The organism is Serratia nevei, assembly GCF_024160145.1.
Taxonomy (GTDB): Bacteria; Pseudomonadota; Gammaproteobacteria; order Enterobacterales; family Enterobacteriaceae; genus Serratia; species Serratia nevei_A.
Genome location: NZ_JAMYWQ010000001.1, coordinates 75,303 through 94,380, shown reverse-complemented (window position 1 = coordinate 94,380; position 19,078 = coordinate 75,303). Strand labels below are relative to the sequence as shown.

The 19,078-nt window shown below is 57.7% G+C and carries 16 protein-coding genes and 1 pseudogene; 14 read left to right on the top strand and 3 right to left on the bottom strand.

The features are described 5' to 3' along the window. Positions 1 to 2: 2 nt before the first annotated feature. Entirely contained in the window at positions 3 to 536 is a 534-nt protein-coding gene (locus tag M6G53_RS00425) for an SRPBCC family protein (RefSeq protein WP_253328261.1), read from the top strand. Here the strand turns inward: M6G53_RS00425 and M6G53_RS00420 are convergent. Then, positions 537 to 665 (bottom strand): annotated as a pseudogene (locus M6G53_RS00420) (magnesium transporter CorA); the annotation flags it as partial. Between M6G53_RS00420 and M6G53_RS00415 the strand changes: the two are divergent. Beyond that, on the top strand, positions 658 to 828 hold the full coding sequence (locus M6G53_RS00415) for a hypothetical protein (protein WP_253328260.1): 171 nt from the start codon (positions 658 to 660) through the stop codon (positions 826 to 828). The pseudogene M6G53_RS00420 and the gene M6G53_RS00415 overlap by 8 nt on opposite strands. Positions 829 to 914: 86 nt before the next feature. Here the strand turns inward: M6G53_RS00415 and M6G53_RS00410 are convergent, their stop codons facing one another. Further along, positions 915 to 1,502, bottom strand: coding sequence for a hypothetical protein (locus tag M6G53_RS00410; RefSeq protein WP_253328259.1), 588 nt, complete (start codon positions 1,500 to 1,502; stop codon positions 915 to 917). A 169-nt stretch (positions 1,503 to 1,671) separates the two neighbouring features. Between M6G53_RS00410 and nudI the strand changes: the two genes are divergently transcribed. From nudI to M6G53_RS00395, 3 genes are all read left to right on the top strand, one after another. After that, the gene (gene nudI, locus M6G53_RS00405) at positions 1,672 to 2,097 is read left to right on the top strand and encodes a nucleoside triphosphatase NudI (RefSeq protein WP_253328258.1); all 426 of its coding nucleotides are present in this window, start codon (positions 1,672 to 1,674) and stop codon (positions 2,095 to 2,097) included. A 163-nt stretch (positions 2,098 to 2,260) separates the two neighbouring features. Further along, positions 2,261 to 3,346, top strand: a complete 1,086-nt coding sequence (locus M6G53_RS00400) for an acyltransferase family protein (RefSeq protein WP_253328257.1) — start codon at positions 2,261 to 2,263, stop codon at positions 3,344 to 3,346. 269 nt (positions 3,347 to 3,615) lie between these two features. After that, complete coding sequence (locus tag M6G53_RS00395; RefSeq protein WP_253328256.1) at positions 3,616 to 4,602, top strand: MsnO8 family LLM class oxidoreductase; 987 nt, start codon at positions 3,616 to 3,618, stop codon at positions 4,600 to 4,602. Here M6G53_RS00395 and M6G53_RS00390 read toward each other — a convergent pair. Continuing rightward, entirely contained in the window at positions 4,599 to 5,903 is a 1,305-nt protein-coding gene (locus tag M6G53_RS00390) for an aminotransferase class I/II-fold pyridoxal phosphate-dependent enzyme (RefSeq protein WP_253328255.1), read from the bottom strand. The genes M6G53_RS00395 and M6G53_RS00390 overlap by 4 nt on opposite strands. Before the next feature lie 66 nt (positions 5,904 to 5,969). On the opposite strand from M6G53_RS00390, the gene M6G53_RS00385 reads away from it, so the two are divergent. The 9 genes from M6G53_RS00385 (at position 5,970) to M6G53_RS00345 (ending at position 19,073) form a co-directional block, all read left to right on the top strand. Beyond that, positions 5,970 to 6,218: a hypothetical protein gene (locus M6G53_RS00385; protein WP_253328254.1), complete on the top strand. Its 249-nt coding sequence runs from the start codon at positions 5,970 to 5,972 to the stop codon at positions 6,216 to 6,218. 2 nt (positions 6,219 to 6,220) lie between these two features. Next, the gene (locus tag M6G53_RS00380) at positions 6,221 to 6,937 is read left to right on the top strand and encodes a glutamine amidotransferase (protein ID WP_253328253.1); all 717 of its coding nucleotides are present in this window, start codon (positions 6,221 to 6,223) and stop codon (positions 6,935 to 6,937) included. Positions 6,938 to 6,940: 3 nt separating this feature from the next. Continuing rightward, on the top strand, positions 6,941 to 7,780 hold the full coding sequence (locus tag M6G53_RS00375; RefSeq protein ID WP_253328252.1) for a PfkB family carbohydrate kinase: 840 nt from the start codon (positions 6,941 to 6,943) through the stop codon (positions 7,778 to 7,780). A gap of 754 nt (positions 7,781 to 8,534) precedes the next feature. Beyond that, positions 8,535 to 10,142 carry a Hint domain-containing protein gene (locus M6G53_RS00370; protein WP_253328251.1) on the top strand — a complete coding sequence of 536 codons (1,608 nt, stop codon included), beginning with the start codon at positions 8,535 to 8,537 and terminating at the stop codon, positions 10,140 to 10,142. 4 nt (positions 10,143 to 10,146) lie between these two features. Next, positions 10,147 to 11,901: a hypothetical protein gene (locus M6G53_RS00365; RefSeq protein WP_253328250.1), complete on the top strand. Its 1,755-nt coding sequence runs from the start codon at positions 10,147 to 10,149 to the stop codon at positions 11,899 to 11,901. Beyond that, on the top strand, positions 11,898 to 13,328 hold the full coding sequence (locus M6G53_RS00360; protein WP_253328249.1) for a hypothetical protein: 1,431 nt from the start codon (positions 11,898 to 11,900) through the stop codon (positions 13,326 to 13,328). Before M6G53_RS00365 ends, M6G53_RS00360 begins: the two co-directional genes overlap by 4 nt. Positions 13,329 to 13,349: 21 nt before the next feature. After that, positions 13,350 to 15,497 carry a hypothetical protein gene (locus M6G53_RS00355; RefSeq protein WP_253328248.1) on the top strand — a complete coding sequence of 716 codons (2,148 nt, stop codon included), beginning with the start codon at positions 13,350 to 13,352 and terminating at the stop codon, positions 15,495 to 15,497. Between the two features lie 128 nt (positions 15,498 to 15,625). Next, positions 15,626 to 17,392, top strand: coding sequence for a hypothetical protein (locus tag M6G53_RS00350; RefSeq protein ID WP_253328247.1), 1,767 nt, complete (start codon positions 15,626 to 15,628; stop codon positions 17,390 to 17,392). Between the two features lie 13 nt (positions 17,393 to 17,405). After that, the gene (locus M6G53_RS00345) at positions 17,406 to 19,073 is read left to right on the top strand and encodes a hypothetical protein (RefSeq protein ID WP_253328246.1); all 1,668 of its coding nucleotides are present in this window, start codon (positions 17,406 to 17,408) and stop codon (positions 19,071 to 19,073) included. Positions 19,074 to 19,078: the final 5 nt, after the last annotated feature.

Here is a 19,078-nt window from a genome sequence, read left to right as displayed (position 1 = left end):
CCATGAATGATTACGGCATGATTATCGAACCCGGCACGCTGCGCATCCAGCGGCTGCTGCCCGGCCCCATCGAGCGGGTGTGGGCTTACCTGACCGAATCCGACAAGCGCGCCACCTGGCTGGCGGCCGGCGCCATGAAGTTGGAAAACGGCGCGCCGCTGGAGCTGGAGTTTCGCAACTCCGATCTGGCGGGCGAGCACGAACCCCCGCCCGCCAAGTACAAACAGCACGGCGGCTGCGTCAGCAATCGCGGCCACATCACCTGCCTGTTCCCGCCACGCCTGCTGAGCTTTACCTGGGCCGAGCAGGATCAGGGCCGCCCTTCCGAGGTGACCTTCGAGCTGACGGAACAGGGAAATGCGGTGCTGCTGACGGTGACCCACCGCCGCCTGGCCAACCGCGACGAGATGCTCAGCGTCGCCGGCGGCTGGCACACCCATCTGGATATCCTGCTGGATCGTCTGCACGATCGGGCGCCGCAGCCGTTCTGGAGCACCCATGCCCGGCGGGAAGAAGAGTACCGCGCCCGCCTGTAGTTACGTCTCGTCCCTGCGCCTGAACGCCAGATAACCGGCGATCGGCGTAAAACCGCCGACCAGCAACACCAGCAGGATAAAACCGTGGTGATTGCTGGCCAGCGGGATCCCGCCCACGTTCATGCCAAAGATACTGGTTGGCCTGCCGCACCACCTGTTCCAGCACGTCTTCCTGCTCTTCCAGCAGGTGCGCCAGCAGTTCGGTGGACGAGGCCAGCTGCAGCGCCGTCAGGCGGCCGAGCCGGGTTTGCAGAAAGCAGCGGATAAAAAACAAGGAAAATCAATTTATTGATTTTCGGCTGATGGCCACAAAGGAGGAAAAAACACGTTTTATCCTCCTTTGTCAACGGTCTGAGAGGCGCGCCGCGCCTCTCTTCTTCACAGCGACAACAGACGATCCAGCGCCGCCATCGGCCCTTTACGGCCGTTAAACGCCGCACTATACCAGACGGTGTCACGCTCGGTGACCCGCCGTTCGCTGACCCAGTTTTGCCTGGCCACCGCGCGCAGCGCGCGTGCGCTGTCGACAGTTTTATACACCAGCCAGGCGCCAAACAACGCGCCGGCCAAGGCGATCCACAGATTCACCGCCGCCGCCAGCTGCGCGATCAACAGCAGCAACAGCGCCATCTGCAGCACGGTTTTCCCGGCGAAAGCGCGCAGAAAAAAGGTTCGCATCTGCTTTTCCAGAGCAAAACAGGGATTGGTTAACAGCTGACGGGTTTCCTGTACCGGAATGCCCTGCACATAGACCATCCACTGCGAAGCACGCCGGGGATTCATCGCCACGCCCTTTTCCCCCAACTGATGCAACCGCATCGAAACGGCAACCGGCCAACCCCCCCCGAGCAGCAGGCAGTAAAAAATCGCTGCGTTGACGCCACACAGCCCTAATCCGATCGCGGCCAGCACCGCCAGCAGAACCTTGCCGGAGTAAAACCAAAACGGCACCACCTGGTAATTCATAAAGTTCCCTTTTAAGTGAATTTTCAACCCCGCCAGATTACTCCTTTATCAAGGCGTTATGCACTGCGGAACAGAAACATTCTGCTATCGCGCAGAACGCGATCCGGCTTCCTGTCCTGCGCCGCCAAACCTGCTACCCTGCGGGTTTGTTTTTTGACAGGAGTCTTCCATGCGCCAACGCATCATTGTCTGCCCGCTGATTGAAAACGATAACGCCTTCCTGCTGTGCAAGATGGCCGCCCACAAGGGCGTATTCCCCGGCCAGTGGGCACTGTCCGGCGGCGGCGTCGAGCCGGGGGAACAGATAGAACAGGCGTTGCGGCGCGAAGTGCGCGAAGAGCTGGGCGCAGCGCTGCTCCTCGACAGCATCACGCCCTGGACCTTCCGCGACGACGTGCGCGTCAAAACCTACGCCGACGGCAGCCGGGAACAAATCTATATGATTTACCTGATTTTCGACTGCCATGCCGCCAACCGCGACGTGACGATCAACGACGAGTTCGACGACTACGCCTGGGTGCCGCGCGAGCGCCTGGCGGAGTACGATCTGAACGAGGCCACCCGCTTCACGCTGCGGCAACGCGGGCTGCTGTAGTCGCTACCACCAGGGGACGCCGAGTATCGTTCTGCAACGGGCCGATAGCAAAACGATACCCGGCACGAAACTGGGGTATACCCCACCAAAGCAACCTGGCTTCCTGTCCTGCATCAGCAGTGTTAATATACTGACGAATGAGTTTTAATAATGTGGTTTATTAATGAAAGCAATAACTATTGGTCAATTTATAAAAAGAGAAAACAACAATCTCGATTTAATCAGAATTTTGTGCGCCTATTTTGTTATTTATGCCCACGCCTTCGTTCTGTCTCCCGCTGAAGGGAGTAATGATATCTTATACAAGATAACCTTGCTCGGTCATGTTTCATTCGGTGGATTAGCTGTAAAAACCTTCTTTCTCATCAGTGGGCTACTCGTCACCCATAGTCTCCTTACCAATGGGAGAATAATAAATTATATTGGCTCGCGTTTTCTCAGGGTTTTTCCGGCTTATGCGGTAACGGTTGTCGTATCCGCTCTCATTATTGGCCCCTGGTTAAGCACATTGAGCCTTTCCGATTATTTCAGCTCAAATGAGGTTTGGTCTTACGTCGTTAAAACATTGAAGTTTGATGTTCAGTACACCTTACCCGGTGTCTTTAGCGGCAATGCCACCAATGCCGTGAACGGCTCCCTTTGGACCATTCCGTTGGAAGTGAAGGCATATTCTTATCTGCTCTTGATCTACCTGGCCAGCCTTGCCTTTGGCCCCTACAAGAAGCTCTTTATCGCCTTCATATCAATCGTTATACTCGTTGAGCCTTTTACGCCGTTAAAAGGTCATCTAATTGCAAAATCAGACAGTCCAACCCTCTATTTACTTTATCCTTTCTTCGCAATAGGTTGCCTTCTGGCAATTCTGAAAGACCGGGTAACCACCCGCGGCCTGTTGGCCACAGCCGTTATCGCACTCCTCGCTTTCTTTATCATCGACGATGAGAACGGCAAGACCGCGCTATTTTATGTGTTCGCCTCCCTGCTTTTGCTGTACTGCGCATCGACGTCCTATCTGAAAAGGCTTAAGATAAAAAATGATATTTCCTACGGCATTTATCTTTGGGCATTCCCAATACAGCAGGTCATCGCCTCCGTATTAGTGGCGTCGCCATACACAAACATTGTGCTGTCAATGATCGTTTCAAGTATGTTTGCCTATTTGAGTTTCAAATGGGTAGAAAGTCCGGCCATGACAATCAACAAGAGACTGCAAAGAAATCACGCATCACTACAAAGCGATCGCGTATAGAAACGCGGAACCTGGCGAGTATATCGAAAGCGCCAGGCTTTTTCCGTTCGGGTATTCTGGAATACGGAAGCCTCTGGCGCGCCGCTAAAATACCCGAAACCGTTGACACCGAACGGCGCTCAACGTTTCGTGGCTTAGGCGCTATCCCGCTCTGCGCAAATCCAAATCCGTTTTGGAACAATGGAATATCCTATCGCCAATCAGTATTAAGGCGCGCGCCGCCCGCATGGTATTTGTCAGGCATATCTGATGAGGAAAGGAGCGGGAAAATGGCTTATGCCTTGAGCATATTGGAAAAGAGTCCGATCGCCGACGGGGAAAGCGCCGCGCAGGCGCTGGCGCGCACGCTGCATCTGGCGCAGCAGGCGGAACGCTGGGGCTATCGGCGTTTCTGGCTGGCGGAGCACCACAACACGCCGCAGCTCGCCTGCCCGTCGCCGGAAGTGCTGATCGGCTACCTGCTCGGCCAGACGTCGCGCATTCGCATCGGCTCCGGCGGCGTGATGCTGCAGCACTACAGCGCCTACAAGGTGGCCGAAAACTTCAACCTGCTGGCGGCGCTGGCGCCGGGGCGCGTCGATCTCGGGGTGGGCAAAGCGCCCGGTGGGCTGCCGCTCGCCACCCAGGCGCTGCAGGCCGCCCACGACCGGCAAAACAAACCGGCTTTCCCGCAGCAGCTGTCGCAGCTGACCGCCTACCTGAACGACGACGCCGAACCGGGACTGAGCGCCACACCGCTGCCGCCGCACGCCGCCCAGCGCTTTTTGCTCGGCGCCAGCAAAGAGAGCGCGACGCTGGCGGCCGAATCCGGTTGGGCCTTCGTGTTCGCCGCGCATCTGAACGGCAATCCGCAAGATATCCGCGAAGCGTTGACGCACTACACCGCACTGAGCGGCGGCCGCAAGGGGCTGCTGGCGGTGGCGACGATCGTGGCGCGCAGCGCTGAACAGGCCGCGGCGCTGGCGGCGGATATCCGGCAATACCGCGTGCACGTCGCCGGTGAGCAGAGCGTGACCGTCGGCAGCCTGGCGCAGGCGGAGAGTTTCGTGCAACAGGCCGGCGCCACCGACTACCGCATCGAACCGCGAGAAAGCCATATCCTGCTCGGCACCGCACAGCAGGTACATCAACAGCTGGCGCAGCTGCAACAGCAGTACGGCGTGGAAGAATTCATCATCGACACGCCGATCGGCGAACCGACCGCCCGGTTAACCTCGCTGCAGCTGCTGGCGGCGGAGAGCCAGACGCCGGCCTAGTTGATCGCCGCCACCGCCCGCATGGCGTCGGCCAGATCCTGCGCCAGCAGCGCCAACTGTGGCGGCGTGACGTTGGCCAGGCTGACGCGGATCGCCGGATCGCCCTTCAGGCGGAAAGGTTCACCGCCCTGCACCAGCCAGCCCCGCTGCGCCATCAGCTGCGTGGCGGCGGTTTCCGACCGCACCGGCAACCACAGGTGCAGCCCTTCCCCCACCGCCAGCGGCGCGTGATTCAGCGCGTTGAGCCGCTGCACCAGCTCATCCCGTTTGGCCTGATACACCTGCTGCGCCCGCTGCAGTTGCCCTTCCTGCATGGCCTGCCCCCACAGTCTGGCGGCGATCTGCTGCAGGATATGGCTGACCCAACGTTCGCTGATGTACTGATCGGCACGCATCGCCTGCAGCAAGCTTGGGCTGCCGCAGGCCAACGCGATGCGCAGATCCGGGCTGAGAAACTTGCTCAGCGACAGCACGTACAGCCCACGATCGCCGTCGAACGGCAGATGCAGCGGCTGCTGCGACAGCGGCCCCCAGAAGTCATCGACGATCGCCAGACACTGCGGGTTGTCGTTCAGAAAACGCCGCCACTGCTGCGCGCGTTGCGCAGTGAGCGAGGCACCGGTCGGATTGTGGGCTCGCGGCGTCAGGATCACCGCGCCGGCCGCCCCGCTTTCCGGTAGCCGGCAGCCCTGCTCGTCCACCGCCAGCGGCAGCGGCCGCAGACGCAGGTGACGCAGTAGCGTCAATAACGGCGGCCAGCAGGGATCTTCCACCCACACCGCCGCGCCAGGCTGCATATGGTAGCGCAGCGCCTTTTCCATCGCGTCCAGCGCGCCGGAGAACACCGCAGGTTCCCCCAGGGTAACGCCCTGGCGGCCCAGCCACTCACGCCCCAGCCCGGTCAACACCGGCAGATCGCCGCTGATGTCATACCCGTTTTGCTGCGGGAACACCTCCGCCGCGCCCAGCGCCAGCGGCGGCAACAGAGCTGCATCCAGGTTGCCGCTGGCCAGATCGCACATCCCCGCCGGCACCTGGCGCGGCGTATAGGCCGCACTCAGCGCCGCCAGCGGTGGTTCCAGCACCACCGTTCCCGCTCGCCCACGCGTCGTCACCAGACCGGCGTCGCGCAATCGGGCGTAGGCGCTGGCGACGGTATTCGGGTTGACCTCCAGCTCCGCCGCCAGTTGGCGTACCGGTGGCAACAGTTCACCCGGCCGCAGCACGCCGTCTTTGATGCGTGCGGCGATCTGCTCGGCAATCTGGACAGCGCCGCCACCTTTTGCATACAATGAAGTCATACATAAATCCTTTTGTACTAGTTCAAATAAGATTAACAGCTTCTGCGGCCAAAAGTAAGGGGTTACATGGATAAACATTACGTGCTCGACATTCAGTATGCAGGAAAAGCCTTTGCCCGCCTGCAGATGTTCACCCCCTGGGCAGCCGATCAGCTGGAGCAGGCGTGCGCGCTGTTTCCGGCCGCGCAGGGTTATCAGGTGCAGCTCAGCCAGGTCAGCGAACGCCGCATCGTCTACCAGAGCGACGCACAAGGCATCACCGTGCTGGGTGAGTCGCTGGCACTGACGCCGTTCACCCACGCTAACGAGGTTTAGCAATGAAAAAAGCCGTCGCCATTCGACACGTCAATTTTGAAAACCTGGGCATCCTCGGCTCCCTGCTGTCGCTGCGCGGCTATCAGATCGAGTATTACGATGCCGGCCGCGATGATATTCGTGCTATCAATAATGAAGAGACCGATCTGTTGGTGGTGCTCGGCGGTCCGATCAGCGCCGCCCAGCACTTTTCCGGCGCGCTGCGTTATGATTTTCTCGACCATGAATTGGCGCTGGTCAAACAGCGCCTGGCGCAGCGGCGGCCGACCCTCGGGGTGTGTCTCGGCGCGCAGGTGATCGCTCAGGCGCTGGGCGCCGACGTGATCTCGCTCGGCGTCAAAGAGATCGGCTTCGCCCCGCTGACCATGCCGGCGGCGGAAGACGATTCGGTGCTGGCACCGCTGGCCGACACGCCGGTGCTGCACTGGCACGGCGATATGTTCATGATCCCGGAGGGCGCCCGCTGCCTGGCCGGCACGGCGGTGTGCCCGCATCAGGCCTTCGACTATCAGGGCTTCGCGCTCGGCCTGCAGTTCCATCTGGAGGCGGATCATCGCGATATTGAACGTTGGCTGATTGGCCATGCCTGCGAGCTGGAGCTGGCCGACATCGCGCCCCACAGCCTGCGCGAACAGGCGCTGCGCCACGGCGCACAGCTGGAACAGCGTGCGCGGCAGGTGTTCGCGCGCTGGCTGGATAATAACGAACCCAGGATGTAACTCATGCAACAGATTTCCCCCTTACGGTCACCGTCCATCGACGTGATCAGCATTCAATCTCAGGTGGTCTACGGCAGCGTCGGCAACGGCATCGCCTACCGCGCCCTGCTGAAAAAAGGGCTGGAAGCGCTACAGGTGCCCAGCGTACTGTTCGGCTGCCCGCCTTATTACGGCAAGCCGCACGGCGGCGTCATCTCCGGCGAGTGGTTCGGCGGCTTTCTCGACGATCTGATCGCCCGCGGCGTGATGAAGCGCACCCGGGCGGTGATCGTCGGCTATCTGGGCGACGTGATGCAGTGCCATATTCTGGCCAACTGGCTGCAGCGGGTGCGCGCCCTCAATCCGCAGATAAAAATCTATATCGATCCGGTGATGGGCGATTACGGTGAAGGGATCTACGTGGATGAGCGCATCGTCAACTGCTACCGCTCGCCGTTCCTGCGGCTGGCCAACGGCCTGACGCCGAACGGTTTCGAACTGGAGCAGCTGTGCGGCCGCACTCTGAGCAGCCGAGAGCAGACGCAACACGCCGCGCAGGCGCTGTTGAACGACACCACCGAATGGGTGCTGGTCACCAGCGCGCCGGGCGTGGCGCAGCACCAGGACGAGGTGGGTTTAATGCTGGTCACCCGGCAGGAAGCGCAGTGCTTTACCCATCAGAAGGTTAAATCGGCGGTCAAAGGCACCGGCGATCTGTTCACCGCGCTGCTGGTGAGCCATCTGCTGCACGGCGCCGCGCTCGACGCGGCAGTGGTTGCCGCCGGCGGCGAAGTGTGCGGCGTGCTGGCCGAAGCGGAACACTTCGGTTGGGAAGAGATCGGCAGCCTGCGGGCGTTAACCTAAACCCTGACCTGGGGCAGCCTGCTGCCCCGCCTCTCCCGTCTTGATTGCTCACCGTGGCAATCATTCCGCTGCGAATTTTATTTATTACCCCGCCAATGATGCGCACGGTAATGATAAATTAATCCACTATATATAAAAAATTAAGCAACTAATGATTAGAATCATTGAAGACGATAACCACACTCAACGTATTGATTTGTTAAAGTTAATGCAAATAAGAAAATGAAAACCGCAAAAAACATTCTATTTTTTTGATTTTTTAAACTATTTATCCTGTTTTACAACGCTGTGATTTTATTGACTATCTGCCATAAAAGAATAAATACTTAATTTATTTTTATGTATGTATTGCTTTTTTAAACGCCATTGCTATTGTTGAGTGTGAGTAAAATGCGGTGACAAAGTGATTAACCATCTCCTTTTATACCATCCAGCGTATAAGGATCTGACTATGCCTCTTAAAAAGTATGTCATTTTTGATAGCGCGCCCAAAGCGGTCGGCAATTCAGATTTTATTCTGCCAGGCTTAAAGCAAGAAGGTTTTACCAGAGATTGTCCGATGTGATTTGGCAGCGCTGCCGACGCTAAATATGGCCCGGCCGATGAAAAAACCTTACGTTGAATTTAATAAAAAGAAAAACCCGGCGAGGAACACTGTAAAAAACCTGTAAATAACGCCTGTTAAAAACAATGGGCACGCCATGATGATGGTGTGCATCTCTGGCAATGCCATTAGTTTATTGGTGCCGATATTATGCTCGAAAAAGATTATACGTCAGATGAGAAACGCATCGTAAAAAACGTTATCGACCGGTACGAGAACTGCGGCGTATTTCTTATCGAGCCAGGCGATCCGGTTTTAACCGAATTTTATGATATTCAATTAAAACTCGCCGGCGTCACCGCCGCCGGCGCACCGCAATTCACCCAACTCTGGCAGCAGACAAAACGCGTCAAACGGGTCGCGGGCCGAAGAAGCGAGGCCAACACCAGCGGCGCTCAGCCGGTATACAGCATCGTCAGGCTGGATTCCACCGACGGTAAACGCTATCAAACCGACGCCATCGGCTCTTTGCCGGTTCAGGCAACCAATGTGACGCAAACCCTCGGCCTGTTCGACGGCGGCGCCGATAACGTCGGCAAGGTGGAATACAAAAGCGACTACGTTTACACGGCGGACTGCACCATCAGCGCCAGCGGTGACTATCCGCAAAGCCAGACCGCCGGCATCTTTCCGGTTACGGTGATCTATACCTTCGCGCAAACGGTCGGTCAGCAAACCGTTTACGGCGCCGAAATCGTCACAACGCAAAGCTACCCGAAAGAAATGATCAATGATTCCCCCAGGAATCTGTATAACCAGCACATGATCAAGATTTGCCTGACTCGTGACGATGGCGACTGTGATTATCGCACCAGCTACGCTCAGGACGGCACGGTTAAAGTGCCGATAAAAGGCAATATCACCTATTTTGGCAATATTGATCTCAGCAATGGAAAACCGGTCAACGCCAGCAATACCATTTATCTTATCCGTACCCGTGCCGGCGGCGATCCGATCACCCCTTACGGCGGCTATAATATTTTTAATTCTGCCGCGACCCGAATCAACGGGAATAACATCGCCTGGGATCTTGACTGGCTGGAATTCAACCGCGTCGATTTTGAATCCGGCGAACTGGTTTATTACGTTTTTAAAATTACGCTTGATGTCGAAGGCCGCAGCATCGCCGCTTTTATTACTAACGCGCCAAAAGAAAACGATCCGGATCGCCGCCTGCTCAACACCGTACAAATCAAACCGATGCAGATTATTTATGGCTGTCTGGCAGAGGATACGTTGATTTTAATGCAGGATGGCACGGAAAAACTGATTAATGCTCTCGCAACGGATGAATTCGTTATTTGCGGCAGTCACCAACCCAGACGAATTGAGAATATCACCACGGGTCAGGAGCAGCATTACATTGACATTACCGCCCGCGACCACGCGGCAGGTGAATATCGCATCAAAGCCAGCCTGGGGCACCCTTTCGTCACCGAAAACGGTATTTTTCTTGCCCGTGAATTGACCTCAGGCATGCGTCTTAAAACCCGGCAGGGCGAGTGCGAAATTACCGCGCTCTCTCTCCAGTCCGGTGAGTTAACCGTTTATAACCTGCAACTCAGCGCTGACTCACCGCTGCAAAGAAACCAATGCGCCCTCAGTACTTTTTATGCTAACGGCGTCCTGGTCGGTGACGCGCTGGTTCAACATCTCTATGAAGACGAATATCACCAACGCCCTAAAAACGTGCTGAAAACGCTGCCTGCCGAGTGGCACCAGGATTACCACAATATGATCAATGCGGCGGAAGAATAATCTCATGTATGAAGGCTACCCCGACTTCCAGCGCATTATTATCTGTGATGATCAGCGTTTCGTCGCCGCGTATCGGCAAAACGACACCTATTATTTATATCCGCAGGCGCTCAGCATCCTGGCGGCAGACCCTTTGGCTTTCTCGCTGGATATCGTGCGCAGCTACAGTACCGAAAGTCTCTACGGCTGGCTGAATTTCACCACGCAATTGCAGTTTGCCGGTGAACAAAGCCTGCAGGCATTCAAGCAACAGTATTCGGATTGCGCGGTGAAGGCGCTGCCGGTCTTGCCGGGCAGCCTGGGATTCGACGTGCCCATCGACTACGACAGCGGTCTGTACGGCCGGCACTACGACACCACCTGGTATTCGGCACAGTGCAGTCAATTCATCATTCTGCTCAATGCGGCAAGCACTCAGTTGATCGAGCGCACCCTGCTCGATGAGACGGTCGGCTTCAACGCGCGTCTGGACGGTTTCGTCGAAGGCGTATCGCCACGTCTGGCCTACCGGGTGGAATTTGATGCCCGCGCGCTGATCCTGGCCCTGGCCGCCGGCGTGGAAGGCGCCCATACCGTGGGCAACACCGGGATTGTCTTTCCCTACGACGGGCTAACCCTCTACCTCAGCCGCAACCTCACCCGCTTGCCGCTCGACATCGATCCACCGCCGCCGGCGAACGATCCGACCGGCGATTTGCTGCTCAGTCAGGCTTTACTCGATCGGCTATATAACCTGTACGGTTCACCGTCTGCCGGTCCCGCCGCCGGCAATGTGGCGCAGATCCTTCTGACGCCGCCCCCACATGTCGGCCGGACCCGGTGCGATCTGGCCAATGTCGCGCTGACTCAGCGGCCGCTTTGCTTCACGCTGGATCCGTTCGTCGCCGCGCAGCAGATCGTCAAAGTTTCGCCCGATACCCTTATCCATCGCACTACCGCACCACCGCTGCCGGCGGGAGAGCGAGAGATCAACGTCTTTTACGCCTACCCGCTGGGGTTGCAATCCGGCGTTTCGATCGATATTCAGCTGACCGTAGCGCCCGGCAATATCTACCCGATCGAGCAAACGCAAACGCTGGCGCTGTGGCCCGACCGCTTCTGGTTAACCTTCAAGTTTCACAACAGCGCGCTGGATGCACAGCCGTTTTTCTACCAGATCCGCGTGAATTACCCGCAAGACGGCGTTTACCGTACGTTGCCCGGCGAACAACGTCGCTGCGACGAGGATAACCTGGTACTGGATTATGCCGCGCTGCCTTGCCGCTTCCTGACCCTGTATCTCGACCCAACGTTCGCCCAGCAAAGCCGACTTGGCGGCCCCTATCACTCCGCCGGCTGGCGCCAAACGTGGGCGCTCAGCGCATCGGCGCCCTATTTCAGCGCACCAATCCTGGGCGACCCTACTGTTGCCGAGGCAACCGCCTACTCACTTTCCGGCGACGGCGCCGTCCCGTTACCCGCCCCGATCGTGCAAAACGCCACCATCGGCGCCTACAGTTTTCCGCAGTTCGGCGCACAGCAGGCGACGATCACCGTTCGGCTGCCGCCGCAGTCGCTCAGCGCCGTACTGCGTTTTCAGCCGCAGGACAGCGAGCGCACCAGCGAGCGCACTTTTACGCATTCGCAGCCGAGCTTCGTCTACAAATGGAACGTCATCTCCATTTTCGCCGCCGGCTTCCGCTACAAGACTCCCACTGGCCCCTGGTCGCCTTATGTCACCGGCGACCAAACGATCGATATCAAGGGTGATACACCATGACCGACGAATTGGATCCGCAACGTACGTTGCAAAACTTCTTTCTTCTTGACCGCGCGCTGGCGTTTCACGACCAAACGCGCCCCAGCGGCTGTTACACCTACGGCAGCTATACGCCGCAGGTGGTGCAGGAAACGCCGGCCGGCAAGATCAGCTCGCTGCATTTGCTGACCAGCCCCGGCGGCGGCCTGGCGACCTTCATTGCACCGAAGCTGCCGGTCGACAGGGCGGCTATCGAGGACTCTATCCGCCGCCATTTCGTCCCCGCTCCGGAAACCATCACCCTGGAGCAGGAAGAGATCCAGCAATCGCTGTGGCTGCACTTCGCGCAACGGCCGGCGACTGCCGCCTACAGCGTCGAATTTGAACAGTCCAAAATGGCGTTGACCCATGAGGAGTCTGGCCGGCTGGCGGGCGCGATCCAGGGAACAAAAGACCAGGTCTATTTCCTCACCCGCAGCCGATTCAGCGTCGGCAGCCGCGTCAATGCCCGTTTGCAGGCCGATTGGGTCGCGTTTGTCACCCTGGCCTTCAACGAACAGGCGCGGCAACCGGAAACGATCGTCAGGCTGCTGGACCAACAAATCGACGCCGGCGTCGTCATTCTGCAAGCGCAGTTCGACAATGCACCTTCAGAACAGACGCAAGCTCAAGTTCGCCAGGCGTTGATGCATACCGCCTCACTGCTGATCACCAACACGCTACGCAATATCTCGTCGCCAGATCAAATCCCCAACAAGCTGAATTACCAGATCGAATACGACAACACCGTGCCCCAGTGCTATCTGCTGGAGCAGCAACGCGACATTGCCGAACTGCTGAACCGGTTGCCTGCCGACGGCATCATTTCCTTTACCGCAACGCCCCTGCCGGAACCCAGCAGGCCGGATAAGCCGATCGAGCCGCAACGCTGCACCGTCAGCCTGGGATTTGATCCGAAAGGCTTCAATATCATGGCGATAGAGCTGCGCTGGGCAGATCAACAGGCGCCGATGGCGTGGCCCAACTTCCCGCCTGTGAAGCTGGAAACGACAGCGGCGGTGAGCGATATCGCACTCAAGGTGACCTTCGCCGATTACACCAGCTTCGAGAGCCGGCTGGCGTGGCAGGACGCCATCGCGCTGACGCCGCAGGATGTGGGTTTCTACAGCCTGCTGTTCGACGCCGAGTCTTTGAAGTCCGAATTCAAAACGATCTCCGGCAGCGCCAGCTATCTCCCGGCGGGCCAGGGCAAGAAACAAAACTTCACCTTCGCCTTTTCCGCCGCGCAGTGGCAGGCCAACTGGTGGATCAACGCCCATGCCGCTGGCCTCAACGGCCGGGTGGACTATCGCTGGCAAGGGAAAACGGCGGCGCTATTCCCCAAAAACTACGACTCCGGCCCCCTGCAGGCCACCACCGGCCCCATCCAACTGCAATACCACAAGTGACATAAACAAGAGGACCACCCAATGTTAACCACCGCTTTGCAGCAATCGATAAAGATCAAGGTCACCGAGTATTTGGGCATCACGCAATACGCATGTACCTGCTACGGCGACAGCGAGCGCGACGATATCTTCTATGTGGTGCCGGAGATCCCGGTGTTTCTCAAACGTGATACCAATACGCCGAGCTTCATGTTTTACAAATACCGCAGCGAAGATATGCAAGGCGGCTACGCACAATTCACCGTGCAGCTGCCGCAGCCGAATGAGAGGATGCAAGAACTCATCCGCCAGCAGCTGTATGATGGCCTTGGCGGAAAAAACGGCCCGCTGGGAAAAAAATCCGGGCTCATTGTCGACTACATCGAGGCGAAACAGCGCTATGAAGCAGACCCGGAAAGCAACGAGAAGAAGACCACGATGGACCGGGCGCAGAAGAGTACCGGCCTGAGCGATGAACAGCTCAACCGGTTTGTCGCGCTCTATGACCCCACCCAACAAAAGAACCAATTCCTCAGCGAACTGATGCCGGCGACGATCACACTGATGCAACCGCGCTACACCTCGGTGAAGGCCATGCTGATCCTCGACGGCAACGATAATTTCTATCGCCAGATCCCAACGCCGCTGTCCCCCTCCGGCCTCGGCGACAACGATACCGTGTTCAGCCTGTCGCTGACCGGGGAAGGCGCCACGCTGTTTGAACAGGTGCTGAAAGGCACCGCTAAAAACACCAGCGTCAGCGTGCGCTTCGACCTCTCCCTGGATGCCTCCCTGTCGGCGGCCAAGGTGATCGTCAGCTACAACAGCGAGCAGGCCAAGTCGGTGACGCAAACCATCAACCATAACACCTGGTCGGCCGACGAGAAAAAGGTCCAGGAGCAGTTTTACTCCAACGATGCAATCAAGGTGGACGTGAAGTTCGGGCTACCGGCGGAGGAGATGGGCATGCAACCCGCCGACCATTTAAAGTGGGAGGAAGGTTTAAAAGCGTGGGGACAACAGCAGGTCGAGCAGATCCTGAGCAGCCAAACCGGCTTAGACATGAGTCTCGATTTGCTGAACGACGCCGACGGCTTCGACAAATTCTCGTCCAAACTCTCGCAAACGCAAAGCTTCACCCGCGAATATGAAGAAAACGCCGTGGTATCCTTCACCATTTACCCGCAGACCCAGCTGCCGTCGATACGCTCAATCGTCGGCGAAGCCGAGTTGGATCAGTACTTCAAAGAGTACGACCTCCACGATCCGTTCTATCAGTACATTCAACCGGAGTTCTACGTCACCGAAGACATGGCGAAATATGGCATCGCCAATATCGTGGTCACCGCGGTGTACGACGACGATCTCAAGAGCACGCTGACCTTCACGCCGAAGGATCCGGGGTCGAAAAAAACCGACAAGTGGTTCATCAAACCCGAGATCGGCCGCGCCTTCCGTTATCATTACACCGTCAACTTCACCGGCATGCAGGCCAAGCCTTACCTGTCTGGCGAGATCCAGGTCAAAGACGATCTGGTGGTCACCATCAACGCGGCGCAAAGCGGTATCGTTTATGCGGATATCTCCACCCTGCTCAACCCGCTGGGCTGGGGTGTCTTCAGCCAGGTCGTGGTCAAGACTCAGTACGAAGACAAAGAGCACGGCGTGCCGCTCAGGCAATACACCCAGGTGATCGACCACAAGAACTCGCCGCTGCCGTTTATTTATCCGATCGGCACCAACGTGGAAAAGCCGCTTTATTATTCGGCCGACTACTATGCGCTGGACGGCGACAAACTGACCTACCTCCCGTCGGGCGTGGAAAGCAGCCCTCAGCTGCCCGGCTATGGCCAAACGCGCGCCAATCAGATCCTGATCGCCAACGCCCTGCCGAAGCCGCAGAAATACACCATCATCTTCAAACCGTCGCAAAAAGACGTTTCGCTGATCACCTTCGAGATGACGGTGAACTACCCGAAATGGGACTTCTCGCAAACGCGGTCCATTACGTTAACCGAGTCAGATACCCAGTCGCTCACGCAATACCTGACATTCAACCTGATGCAGCAAGAGAAAGGCAACGAGCCGCAGATCAGCTACATCGCCACGGTCTATTACGGCGATAACCAGGAGAAAACCGTCACCAAGCCGATCACGAGCACCAGCACCATCGTGGTCGTTACCTTCTGACGGCCGGTCTCCGCCGGAGCAAGCTCGCCTTGCTCCGGCTCCCTCTCCGATGACGTGGGGTTGCCGCCATGCGCGATCAGGTAATCATGCAAGACCTCTGTTTTATTCGAGCGGACCTGGATCGGCCCGTGTATTACTACTGTGCCGCCGCGCCGAGCGTGCAAGTCGCCGCAGGCAATCAACCCAATGTCCAACTGCAAATTTTCAGAAACCTCAACCAACCGGACGATCTTTACTACGCCACGCTGTCGTTGCAGACCCAGCTGGCCAGTTCGCCCGAAGCGGCGCAACGCGCCGCCGACGCCAGCCCGGACATACCGCGCAATGCGATCTTATTGCCGCTACAGGCGATCGCCTGCAGCGCGACGCTGAATATCCCCGGCCTGACCCCCGGGCAGACCAGCAAAACCTCGCTGAGCGACCAGCAATATTGCTATCTGTCCGCCAAACTGAACGACGACGACGATATCCTGCTGCTGGCGAGCCTGATGCGCACGCCGGCCTCGACGCCGATCGCCGTCAGTTACAAAATCGACTACCTGCAGCAACTGCCGCCGGCCACCTTCGAGCTGGAAGCCAACTGGGACCAGGTTTACCGTTACCTGCAGCGCTCGATAGGCTTTAACCTGCTGATCTTTAGCGTCGGTATCGAGCAGACATCCGCCCGGTTGATCAGCGATAAAATCGTCACCGTCAAAGTCAGGGACACCAATCCCGACGGCCACATGGCACAGGCGGTCGCCGAACTGACGCAGATCCTCACCAGCCAGTTCTTCACGCCGGTTATCGCCAACGAACCGCAGCAGACAAGCCCCAAAGCCGGCTTTTATCTGCAACAGCTCTCGGTTGAAAACATCGACCAACGCCGCCTGAGCGGCAAGATCAGCGAAACCACCGTCGTGCAGCGTTCGCTTTATCCGCAGGCCCTGTTCGCCCAGTTGGTCAGCGGCACGGACTATCAGGCCGATCGCGCGATCGTCAAACGCGACCTGCAGGATGACTTTTTCACCTATCGCGAGGTGCGGGTCAGCCTGCTGTCGGAAGCGCTTGACGCCAATATCAGGCTGGTGACGGCCCGGTTGCGCTATGGATCAAACAGCCGACAGCTGAAATTTACTCGCGACGACTTCGGGCCCAAACAGTTAAAGGAACCCAGCCGGCTCGACCCGAAGACGGGAAAAATGCTGTGGCCGGTCGAGTATGACTTCACCGTGTACTTCAACCAGTCGATAGGCGGCGTGACTTCGGTCAGCTCCGGCAGCCTGCAAACGGAGATGAGCGACGTCTTTCTGGACGTCGAGTCGCTCTACGGCCGCTATGATTTCGCGATCGAAGCGGCGCAACAGTTCGACTGGCAACGCTATCAATCCGTGCTGGTCACGCTGCGCTATCGCCACCGGCAACGGCCGAACAGCAGCGTGTCGCGCAGCTTCCAACTTGACCGGACCAGCCCACGGGCCCACTACCCGGTCATGCTGCCGGAGCCGGACGAATACCAATTCGACGTCAATAAAACCTACAGCGCCGCTGGCGGCTCGCCGCATATTTCCGCCGAGCTGCAAGAATCGACCGACCAGAACGTCTACCTGTTCTCCACCCTGTATCGCCAGCGCGTGCTGACGCTGTCGGCCGACATGGACTGGCGCCAGGTGAAAATGGTCATCGTTTCCGCCAGCTACGCCTGCACGCCGGCGGAAACGCTGCAGCAGGTGTTTCAATTTACCGAATCCGACGCCGCCCCGCAGTGTTTCAGCGCCGATCAGCTTGATCCGGAGCAGCTGACCGTCGATCTGGATATCTGGTTTACCTATCAACCCGGCGAAGGCGGTGATCGGCGCGAAAACGTGCAGTACTCGACCGACGCCAACGCTCTCGATCTCGCCACCCTCAGTTAACTAAGGAAACGCCATGTTATTACTCAGAGCCAAAACCGCCACCATCAACAACATCACCTTCTTCGCCGACGATTCAGACGATAACCAGTTCTGGTATCTGCCCGGTGATATCCACATCGCGCAGGAGTCGGGCGAACCGGTGTTTTCGTTGATCAAATACACCGGCGACGCCAGCGACCAGCAAGGGGGATACATCAACTTCGCGGTCGATACGGCGATCGACGACGCGGTGTTGAACCGTGCTTTCAACGACTATCTGCGCACACTGAACGTTGATCCCAAAAACGCCCGCAAGGCCCAGGTGCCGTATGATAAAGGCACGGTGAACTTCTTCGTGCTCGACGCGGGCGCCACCAACGGTGTGCTGATCAGCGCCCCTTGCCCAAGCTTGTTCGGCAACAACAGCGCCATTTTCAGCGCCAAGCTGACGCCGTCCCAGGCGGCGATCCTCGAAGCCGCGTTCACCCTGGCCAAGGCGCCGGTCGCCGTCGCCTATAACCTCAGCTTCACCGGCATTACGCCGGCGCTGAAGGTCGAAGTGACCGCACAGATCGAAAGCATCCACAAAGAGTTCGAGCAGAAATTCGGCATCGGCAGCCCCATTTCGGTTGAGACGCCGGCCAGCTTCTGGCTGGGCTTCGACAGCGTCATCAAAAAACTGCAGCAGGATCAGAAACTGGTGATCAAAGTCACCGAAAGCATGCCGGGCGACGAAGAGGCCAAAGAGAAAGCGTGGGCACTGCAGTTCGTCAAGGAAGAGCTCCTGAAAAGCTTTTTCAGCGCCACGCTCAAACCTAACCACGACAGCAACCCGCAGGCGAAATCCGCCAGAGACGCCATTCTGGATTCGCTGATCGCCAGCCACAAGAAAGAAGGCGAAAAAGCCGAAGAAGCCGACAAAGGCGGCCTGTTCCCCAGCGCTTCACTGGATATCAGGCTGGTGGAGTTCAAGGAAACCAAAAGCCTGAACTTCAACTACACCTCGTCGAAAGCCCTCAGCCAGTCCGCCGTGCCGCAAAACTTCATCGGCAGCGATATCCTGCACGCCAAGAAAACCGCGCCCTACTTTATTCAGGTCAACGTCAACGATCCGTTCTTCCAACAGTTGGATTTGACCGTGCTCGGGCCGGACAGCTTCGAGGAGTACGGTATCAAGGCCGCCACCTTCAACATCCGTTACAACAACCAGGTTTATACCGGCGCGCCTTTCACCAACGATGACGGTAAATGGACCAAACGCATTGCCCGCAGCAGCGATAAGAACGAGCTGTTCCATATCACCAGCGAATTCGCGTTCAAATCCGCAGCCTCCTCGGGCTGGGAAGGCAGCAGCAGCTATCAGCCGCAGTCCAAATCGGCTTCGACCCTGCTGAACATGGATCCCGGCTCGGTGCTGTCTTTCAACGAGATCAGTATCTTCCTCGACCGCAAATTCTCGTGGGAAAACTGCAACCAGGTCATGGTGGCGCTGAGCTATCAGGACGACAAAGGAAGCCGAAAGACCAAGAAATATACCTTTACGCAAGACGCACACCAGGACCAAACGTTCAAATACCGCTGTCTGACGGAGAAGCCCTGGACGGTCAATTACACACTGATTTACTTCCTGGTTGGCGGGGAAACCGTCGAACGCAACGGCAGCGAAAACCCGCCGGCGATCGTCATCCCCAATCTGGTTTAGGTGAG